Origin of the sequence: Candidatus Methylomirabilis sp. (assembly GCA_036000645.1) — a bacterium.
Lineage (GTDB): Bacteria > Methylomirabilota > Methylomirabilia > Methylomirabilales > JACPAU01 > JACPAU01.
On sequence record DASYVA010000085.1, the window covers coordinates 1 to 8,881 of the forward strand.

An 8,881-nucleotide genomic window follows, 5' to 3' on the forward strand; every position below is an offset into this window, starting at 1 on the left:
AAGTTCACCGCCTCGGGGGTGACCCGCTCGGCGGCGAGCGTGAGGTCCCCCTCGTTCTCCCGGTCCTCGTCGTCCACGACGATGACCATCCGGCCCGCCCGGATGGCGGCGAGCGCGTCCTCGACCGTGGCGAAGGGCATCCCCGACTTTCCCCTTTCTGCAGGGCCCGCAGGGGCCTCTCGGAGCATTCTACACCAGGTGCCGCCCCTGCCCTACCCGGATGGCGCGATGCCCGCCCGCCTCAGTAGCGGATGTCGATGCCCCAGAGCTCCGCAAGCCAGTACCAGAGGGCGGACGTGGCGAAGGTGCCCGCGGTGGCGAGGAAGAGGGCCACCCCCAGGGGATTCAGGAGACGGCCGAGGCGAGGCAGCCACCGGCTCGTCGCGACCTTTGCCGCGACCAGCAAGAGCGTGAGCCATCCCAGGACCACGTGGGCAAAGACCCGCCGGGAGTGCGGATCCACGGTGGCTTCGGTCAGGCAATAGTAGGCCACGCCGAAAAAGATCACGAGGGCCGCGTCCCCCTGGACGCGATGCCACCGGGAGAGGGCCATCGGGCTCAGCGGGAGAAGCTGGTGCTTGCCCAGCACCTGGAGGATCGTCAGGACGTTGCCGAGGGCCAGGACAAAGACCGCCGTCGTGGCCACACTCTTCCAGAAGACGAAATCCATCCGCCCCTCTCCTGCCCCCTGCGGGCTTCCGACCGGGGAGGACTCGGCCTCCCCCGGACGGACCACCTCATCGGCTGAGATGCGCTTCGATCCGCTTGATGAACTCTCCCAGCAGCATCCGGCCCACGCCGGCGAGCATCCGCTGTCCCACGCTGGCGATGAGGCCGCCCACCTGCACCTCGGCGTCGATGCTGAAGGCGGTCCCGGACGGGTCCTCGCCCAGGCGAACGAGGGCCTCCCCCCGCAGGAACCCCGGGTTCCCGCTTCCCTCGACCTGGAGCCGGCAGCGCGAGGGGGGGTCCTGGTCCAGGATCTGGAGGCGGCCGGTGTAGGTTCCCTTCACCGCGGCCGCACCGATCGTGAGGGTTGCCTCGAAAGTGTCGGGCGCAACCCGGGTCAGCCGCTCGCAGCCCGGCAGGCATTGCTGCAGCTCCTCGGGGGTGAGCAAGAGGTCCCAGAGCCGCTGGCGGGGCACCGGGAGGGTGTAGCTCGCTTGCAGTTTCATCCGGGGACTCCGAGATCAGCCGAGCCGCAGGAGGCGGGCCGCGTTCCCGTAGAGGAGCTTCTCCTTCGTGCCCTCGCTCCAGGGGAGGCCCCGGATGATCTCGATGTTCTTCCGGATGTCCGGGACCCCGGGCCAGTCCGAGCCGAAGACCCACTGATCGGCCAGCCGCTCGAACTCCGGGAAATACATGGGGAGCTTCTGGGGCGGCAGGCCGGCAACGTCCAGGGAGATATTTTTGTGGAGGCGCGCCAGGGCGAAGGCGCGATCGTACCAGAAGGGCCGCCCGCAATGGGCCAGAACAATGGACAAGTCGGGGAAGTCCACCGCCACGTCATCGAGGAAGAGCGGATCCCCGTACTTCAGGCGAGAGCCCGGGAAGACGGAGGAGCCGGTGTGCAGCATGACCGGGATGCCGAGCTCCTGGCACGCGGCGTACACGGGGTAGACCATGGGGTCGTTGGGAAAGAACATCTGGTAGGTCGGGTACAGCTTGAGCCCGCGGCAGCCGAGGACGGTCACGGCCCGCCGCAGCTCCTTGACCGGATCCGGGGCCGTCCGGGGGTTCACGCTCGCGAAGGGGATGAGCCGTCGGTTCCCGCGGCAGAAGGCCGCCACGTAGTCGCTGTCGATGGTGCCGGTGGTGATGGGGCTCATCTCGGCGAGCAGGACGGCAAAATCCACCCCGCTCTCGTCGAGGTAGGCCAGGAGCTTCTCCGGGGTCCCGTACTTCGCGACGATCTCCTCGGGGGTCTCCCGCCGCTGTTGCATCAGAAACTCGACGAAGCCGGGGGTGTAGGAGTGGTAGTAGGCCATGTGCATGTGAAAATCTACGACGGGCATGACGTTCCTCCTCGGGGGGCATCCGCCGGGCGTCCGAGCCCCCTTACAGGGCGAGGTGGCGGCTCACGACCTCCTCCTGTCGCAGCGCGTCGGTCGGGCCCTCCAGGCGGATCCGGCCTTTCTCGATGACGTATCCCCGGCGGGCCAGGTCCAGGGCGAATGGAAGGTTCTGCTCGGCGAGGAGGACGGCCAGGCCCCGCCCCGCGACCTCCCGCAGCAGCTCCCCCAGGCGCCGGACCAGGAGGGGGGCCAGGCCCTCGGATGGCTCATCGCACAGGAGCAGGAGCGGGTTGCTCATCAGGGCGCGCCCGATGGCCAGCATCTGCTGCTCGCCGCCGCTCAGGTGGCGACCCAGGCGGAACCGGAGGGGCGTGAGTTCCGGGAAGAGGCGGTAGACCTCCGGCTTCGTCCAGGGGCCGGCCCGGCCGCTCTGGGCGACGCCCAGGTTGTCGTCCACGCTGAGCCCGGGGAAGATCCGCCGCGCCTGATCCACGTAGCCCACCCCCAGCCGGGCGACCCGGTACGGGTGCACCCCGGCGATCTCGCGGCCCAGGAACCGGATCCCGCCCCGCCGCGGCGGCGTCAGGCCGATGATGCTCCTGAGCGTAGTCGTCTTCCCCGCGCCGTTGCGCCCGAGAAGGCACACCACCTCCCCCTCCCGCACGGTCAGGCTCACCCCTTGCAGGACGTGGCTTGTTCCGTAGAAGGCATGGACCTCTTCAACCTCGAGCACCAGGCTCTCCCAGGTAAGCCTTCCGCACGCCCGCGTCCTCCCGGACGGCCGCCGGCGGTCCGTCCGCGATGATCCGCCCCTGGTGCATCACCACGATCCGCTCGGCCAGGGCGAACACCACGCGCATGTCGTGCTCCACCAGGAGCACCGTGAGACCGTCGCGGCGCGCCAGCCGCTGCATCAGCCCGACCATCGCCGCCGTCTCCTCCGGCCCCATCCCGGCCGTGGGCTCGTCGAGGAGCAGGAGGCGCGGCCGCGCCGCCAGCGCCAGCCCGATTTCCACGGCGCGCTGGTCGGCGTGGGAGAGGGTCCCGCACGGATGGTGCCCATGCCTCTCGAGGCCCAGCTCCTGGAGCAGCCGCTCGGCTTCCTCCTGGGCCGCGCGCGCCCGGGCGCGCGACGGGAGGATTCGCCCCGTGAGCCCCCTCTGGCTGAGCACTGCCACCCGGACGCTGTCGAGGACGGACAGTCCCGGGAAGAGGTTCGTGACCTGGAAGGACCGCCCGATCCCCCGCCGGACGACCGCGTGCGGCGGCAAGCCGGTGATGTCGTCGCCCTGAATCCGGACGCGCCCTGCGGTGGGCCGGAGCTTCCCGGTGACCACGTTGAAGAAAGTCGTCTTCCCGGCGCCGTTGGGCCCGATGATCGCCGTCAGCTCGCCCGCGCGGACGGTCAGGTCCACGTGGTCAACGGCCACCATACGGCCGAACGCCTTCGTCAAGCCGCTCGTCTCGAGGAACGCCATCGGTTGCGACCCGGCGGAGGCGCGCCGCCCACCATCCTTGCGCCGCCCCCGCGATCCCGCCCCGGAAGAAGAGGACCAGGGCAATGACGACCCCGCCCATCACCAGCATCCAGTAGTCCACCAGGTACGAGGAGATGAGGTCCCGCAGCCAGAGGTACACCACGACGCCCACCAGGGGTCCCAGGAAGACCTTGATCCCTCCGAGGAGGCTCATCAGGACCGGCTCGGCCGACTTCGTCCAGAACAGGAGCTCGGGGGAGGCGGTCCGGCCAAAGGGGGCCACGAGGGCCCCGGCTAGGCCGGCGAAGGCCGCCGAGAGGACGAAGGCGGCCAGCCGGTACCGGCGGAGCGGGATGCCGATGAACGCCGCCCGCTCCGGGTTCTCTCGGATGGCCCGGAGCGCCTCGCCGAAGGGGGAGGTGACCACCGTCCACAGGACGAGGACGGCTCCGAAGACCACCACCGCGACCAGACCGTAGAAGGCCGCGGGGGATTCCAGATCGACGGTCGCCCCGAAGAGGCGCAGCGGCGGGCGCGGGACCCCCAGGATCCCGTCGCTTCCTCCCGTCACCTCCGTCCACTGCCAGGCGATGGCGAAGAGCATCTGGGAGAAAGCGAGCGTGAGCATGGCGAAGTAGATCTCATCCAGCCGGACGCAGAAGTATCCGATCAGAAGCCCGGTGAGCGCCGCCGCCCCCATGCCCAGGATCAGAGCGCCGGGGAGGCCGGTCCAGCCGTGGATGAGGGCGAGGGCCGCCACGTAGCCTCCCACCCCGTAGTAGGCCGAGTGGCCGAAGGAGAGGAGGCCGGTGATGCCGAACAGGAGATTGAAGGCCAGGGCGTACAGGGAGAAAATCAGGATCTCCGTGACGAAGAGGAGGCGGAAGGGGGAGGCCAGGAGCGGGACGAGCGCGAGCGCGCCCGCCGAGAGGAAGAGGCCCAGCGCAGCCCTGCGGGCCGGGGGCATGGCCCTAGCCCTCCCGGGGCCCGAACAGGCCCTGGGGGCGGACGATCAGGACCGCGGCCATCACCATGTAGATGAAGGCCATCTGGAACCGCGGGATCAGCAGGATCCCGAAGGAGTCCAGCATCCCGACGAGCAGCGAGCCGACCAGGGCCCCCGGCACGCTCCCGAGGCCGCCGATGACGACCACCGCGAAGGCCTCCACGATGTACTGATGGTCCACGTCCAGGTGGATGTTCATCATCGGGCCGTGGAAGACGCCGAGCAGAGCCGCCAGCGCTGTCCCGGCGGCGCAGACCGCCGTGTAGATCCCCGGGACGTTGATGCCCATCGCGCTGGCCATCTCCCGGTCGGCTGCCGCGGCCTGAATCCGCTTCCCGAACTGCGTGTGGTGGAGGAAGACCCAGAGGCCTACGGCCACCACGGCAATAATCGCGATGTAGAAGAGGTTATAGAGGGGGTAGTCCCGGCCCAGGACGGAGGTGGCTCCCCGCAGGGCGGGGGGCTCGGCGATCGTCCGCGAGGCGGTTCCCCAGGTGAGCTTGATGAGGTCCTTGATGACCAGGATCACGCCGAACGTCAGCAGGAGCTGGTAGGGGACCGGGACATCGTACACCCGTCGCAGGAGCGCGCGCTCCAGGGCCGCCCCCACCAGGGCCATCACTGCCGGGACCAGAACGAGCGCCAGCCAGAAGCTCCCGGTGGAGGTGATCACCTGGGCGGCGAGGTAGGCAGCGAGCATGAAGAGGGCGGCGTGCGCGAAGTTCAGGATCCGCAGGACACCGAAGATGAGCGTGAGCCCCGAGGCCAGCAGGAAAAGGCAGGAGGCCTGGACCAACCCGTTGAGCACGTAGGCCACGAAGGAGTCGGCACGCATCATCGCGATGTCCTCGGCGATGCTCATGCGAAGAAACCAAGGGGCTCCCCTGCGGGAGCCCCTGTGGGCGGTCGCGGTGCCGCGGGCACCGTCAGCTCTTGATGATGTACTGCATCCACGGCGGCGTCCCGCCCTCCTTCCGCCGCTTCAGCACCTGGTCGAGGGGCTCGGCGACCTCCTCGCCCTTTGCCAGGACGATATCGCCCACCCGGCTCTCGATGGGGATCAGGCCCGGGGCGTCCTGCGTCTTCCCCCAGGGGACGTCGGTGATGACCTGGTGGTCCTCCTTCCGGATCACCTTCCGGTAGGAGGGGGAGTCCTGCTCCAACCCTTCCAGGGCGATGATGACCGCTTCCGTGTCGGTCGTCCCGGCCTTCTCGATCGCGGCCTTGAGGTAGTAGACCGCCGAGTAGGTCTCGTGGGCGGTCACGTGCGGGAGCTCGCCCCACTTGCTGACGAATGCCTCCACCCACTTCTTGTTGCGGGCGGTATCGGGATGCTCGAACCAGTAGCCGTGGGCGCAGGTGTAGATCCCCTTCGGGACCTCCTTGCGGAGGGCGTAGAAGGCGTCCATCGCCAGGCCGGCGGGGGTAAAGAAGGCGCCCACCTTCTTGAAGAAGTCGTGGCGGTTCGCCTGCTTCACAAAAGTGACGAAGTCGTCACCCCACAACGGGCTGTACACGGCCTCGGGCTTGGCGTCCAGGATCCGGGTGATGTAGCTATCGTACGCCCCGGCCGCGAACTTCGGCCAGGCCTGGGTGCTCATGATCTGCACGCTCGGCTTTTTCTGCACGAGGTGCGTCGCGAAAGCCCCCCAGGAGTCGTGGCCATAGGCGTAGTCCGGCCCGATCACGGTCCACTTGGTGTACGGGAGCGTGGCCGCGATGGCCGCCCCCGCCGCCCCCTTCTGGTTGCTGTGCACGTGGTTCCGGAAGCAGTACTTGTTCCAGACTTCGGTGGTGATCCGGGGGGAGGCAGCGCAGGGGACGATCAGGATGCGCTTGAGTTCGGGGAGAATCGGGACGACGGCGAGGGCCGTTCCGCTGGAGTTGAACCCGATGAGGAAGTCGGCCCCCCAGTCGAAGACGAGCTTGCGTGCCTTCTGGACGGCGATGGCGGCGTTGGTGGAGGTATCGTCCTCGAGCTTGAACTCCAAGGGACGGCCCAGGACGCCCCCCGCCTGGTTGATCTCGTCCGCCGCCATGAAGGCGCCCATCCGGCCCGCCGCTCCCCAGGCGGCCACGACGCCCGAGAAGGACATGATCAGGCCGACCTTGATGGGCGGTGCCGCTCCCCAGGCGCGTCGGGTCGAGAAGAAGGATCCGCCGGCGGCCACGGCAGCAGCTCCTCCCAAATGCCGTAGGAAATCCCGACGCGAAAAGCCGGTCCTCATGATTCCCTCCTCGCCGGCGAGGGCCACTCCCAGGTCAGCGCCCCCTGGCGGAAAGAACGGCGGAAACGTCGAGAATTGGCGCGGAATTGCTCCGCTTCTAACAACGAACCCCGGGGTTGTCAAGCGGCATTTGCCCGGCCCGCTACTCCCATCGCCGAAGGTCCACCACCCGCTTGGCTCCCTCCGGCAAAGCGGCGGGGTCCACCACCTCTGCCGCTGCCCGGAGCTTGACCTTCTCCCGGACAGCGTACGCGATCCGGTCGGCCAGCCCCGGGGGGGCCGGACCGGCTACCGCCGCCTTGACGGTCAGGATGTCATCGTGGTCCTTCTGGCTGACCACCATCTGGAACCGGATCACTTCGGGGAAGACGGCCAGCGCCTCCTCCACCTGCCGGGGGTGCACGAACATCCCCCGGATCTTCGGGACCTCGTCCACGCGGCCGAGGATCCGGGTCAGGCGGGGGGCCGTCCGGCCGCAGGGGCACCGGGTGCGGACCAGAACCGAGAGATCTCCCGTCCCGAAGCGGATGAGGGGATAGACGGGGTTCAGGGCAGTGGCAACCACCTCGCCCGGCTCGCCGTCGGGGACAGGGCGGCCGGTGCGCGGATCGCAGACCTGGACGAGCACCGCCTCGTCCAGGTGCATCCCGTCCTGGGCGCTGCACTCGTAGGCGATGCAGCCCAGATCCGCAGAGGCGTAGGCCTGGCGGACGGTCACGCCGAAATCCTCCCGGAGCGTCCTCCGGAGGCTCTCCGAGAGAATCCCCCCCGAAACGAGCGCTACCCGCAGCCGGAGGTCGCGCTTCGGATCGGCCCCGCGCTCGCGGGCCTTCCCCAGGAGGGTGAGGAGAAAGCCCGGCGTGCCCACGTAGCCCGTGACGCCGAGGCGTCGGAGGAGGTCCACCTGGGTGTCGGTGTTCCCCACCCCGGCCGGCAGGACGACACACCCGATGCGACGCAGACCCAGGTCCAGCATCATGCCGGCCGGCGTCAGGTGGTAGGCGAAGGTGTTCTGGACCAGATCCCCCTTGCGGAACCCGGCCGCCACCAGCGCCCGGGCAAAGCGCCAGTAGTCCGCCACATCCCCCTCGGGGTCCAGGATCGGTCCAGGCGAAAGATAGATCCGGGCGAGGCGCTTGAGCGGGAGGGGGAGGAGGCCCGCGAAGGGAGGGACCTGTTCCTGGAGCGCCGGGAGGTCGATCTTCCGGAGGATCGGAATGGCCGTCAGGTCCTCGAGACTCCGGACGGCTCCCCGCTTCAGGCCGGCTCGGGCGAACCGGGCGCGCATCGCCGGTGCCCGGAGCGCCTGCGGCAGGAGATGGCGGAGCGCCCGCATCTGCGCCGCGGCCCGCCGGGTGGGCGCGCGGGTCTCCTGGGGTTTGTCGAGGAAGGGACCGCGCCGCCTCACGCCTCTGCCCCCGGCGTTCGCTCCAGGGCCGAGAATCCCACGTCCGCGCCGGCTACTTCTTCGGGAAAGTCCCCTGGAAGTAGGCAAGGGCCTCCGTCCCGTCGCCGTTGCGGAAGACCGCCGTCCCGTTGGTGACCGCGATCTCGAACCCGAAGTCCGAGACCTTCTCCCACCACTCCTTCAACTGATCGGGCGCCTTGACCCCCGCCTGCTGCAGGCGGAAGCCGCCCGTCACCACGAGGCTCAGGAGGGTGGTATACGCGTCGAAGGCCGCGTGGACGCGGAGCTGGTTCGTGGTCCGCGGCGGGATGGACATGTTCTCGTAGACGGAGACGGTGTTCACCTCGAACCCGGGCTCGAAGGCGATGGTGAACCGGAGCTCTTCCAGCGTGAGGACCGTGTCGTTGGGATTCTCGACGCCGAAGATGAAGGCCAGGTCGAGCGGGCTGCCGCGGCGTTCCTTCGTATCGAGGTAGAAGGGCCAGTAGTGGGCGATCTCCACCCGCTGCAATTCGACCTTTGGCGGCTGGGCCGGTCCCCCCGCCGTCGGTGACATGCTCGCGCAGCCGGAGAGGCCGCCGAGTCCCGCCACCGCCATCAGACCCCCTGCGAGGAGCGCACGTCGCATCATGGTCCCCCCTTTTCCTGGCTGGAGCGAGTGTGACTCCAACGAATTGTCCCTCGACGCCTCCCGTGCCGGGCCAAATGACGAGCATCACGAGGCCCGAGGGAGGAGGCGGCCGGAC

11 protein-coding genes are annotated in these 8,881 nt (G+C 69.1%); all 11 read right to left on the reverse strand.

The genetic code is table 11. The features are described 5' to 3' along the window. Positions 1 to 140: 3,4-dihydroxy-2-butanone-4-phosphate synthase (locus VGT06_05010; protein ID HEV8662490.1), on the reverse strand; the 140-nt coding region annotated here is incomplete at its 3' end. A 101-nt stretch (positions 141 to 241) separates the two neighbouring features. Further along, positions 242 to 670 carry a DUF6529 family protein gene (locus tag VGT06_05015; GenBank protein HEV8662491.1) on the reverse strand — a complete coding sequence of 143 codons (429 nt, stop codon included), beginning with the start codon at positions 668 to 670 and terminating at the stop codon, positions 242 to 244. A 67-nt stretch (positions 671 to 737) separates the two neighbouring features. Next, positions 738 to 1,175, reverse strand: coding sequence for a carbon monoxide dehydrogenase subunit G (locus tag VGT06_05020; protein HEV8662492.1), 438 nt, complete (start codon positions 1,173 to 1,175; stop codon positions 738 to 740). A 15-nt stretch (positions 1,176 to 1,190) separates the two neighbouring features. After that, positions 1,191 to 2,015, reverse strand: a complete 825-nt coding sequence (locus tag VGT06_05025; protein ID HEV8662493.1) for an amidohydrolase family protein — start codon at positions 2,013 to 2,015, stop codon at positions 1,191 to 1,193. A gap of 43 nt (positions 2,016 to 2,058) precedes the next feature. After that, on the reverse strand, positions 2,059 to 2,748 hold the full coding sequence (locus VGT06_05030; GenBank protein ID HEV8662494.1) for an ABC transporter ATP-binding protein: 690 nt from the start codon (positions 2,746 to 2,748) through the stop codon (positions 2,059 to 2,061). Then, positions 2,735 to 3,493, reverse strand: coding sequence for an ABC transporter ATP-binding protein (locus tag VGT06_05035; GenBank protein ID HEV8662495.1), 759 nt, complete (start codon positions 3,491 to 3,493; stop codon positions 2,735 to 2,737). Before VGT06_05035 ends, VGT06_05030 begins: the two co-directional genes overlap by 14 nt. Continuing rightward, entirely contained in the window at positions 3,435 to 4,460 is a 1,026-nt protein-coding gene (locus tag VGT06_05040) for a branched-chain amino acid ABC transporter permease (GenBank protein ID HEV8662496.1), read from the reverse strand. The genes VGT06_05035 and VGT06_05040 overlap by 59 nt, the downstream gene beginning before the upstream one ends. A 4-nt stretch (positions 4,461 to 4,464) precedes the next feature. After that, positions 4,465 to 5,361 (reverse strand): branched-chain amino acid ABC transporter permease, encoded by an 897-nt coding sequence (locus tag VGT06_05045; GenBank protein ID HEV8662497.1) that lies wholly within the window; start codon positions 5,359 to 5,361, stop codon positions 4,465 to 4,467. A 64-nt stretch (positions 5,362 to 5,425) separates the two neighbouring features. Beyond that, positions 5,426 to 6,670: an ABC transporter substrate-binding protein gene (locus VGT06_05050; protein ID HEV8662498.1), complete on the reverse strand. Its 1,245-nt coding sequence runs from the start codon at positions 6,668 to 6,670 to the stop codon at positions 5,426 to 5,428. A 199-nt stretch (positions 6,671 to 6,869) separates the two neighbouring features. Beyond that, a complete protein-coding gene (locus VGT06_05055; protein HEV8662499.1) occupies positions 6,870 to 8,135 on the reverse strand; it encodes an AMP-binding protein in 1,266 nt (421 codons plus the stop codon). A gap of 52 nt (positions 8,136 to 8,187) precedes the next feature. Beyond that, a complete protein-coding gene (locus VGT06_05060) occupies positions 8,188 to 8,766 on the reverse strand; it encodes a hypothetical protein (GenBank protein HEV8662500.1) in 579 nt (192 codons plus the stop codon). Positions 8,767 to 8,881 lie beyond the last annotated feature (115 nt).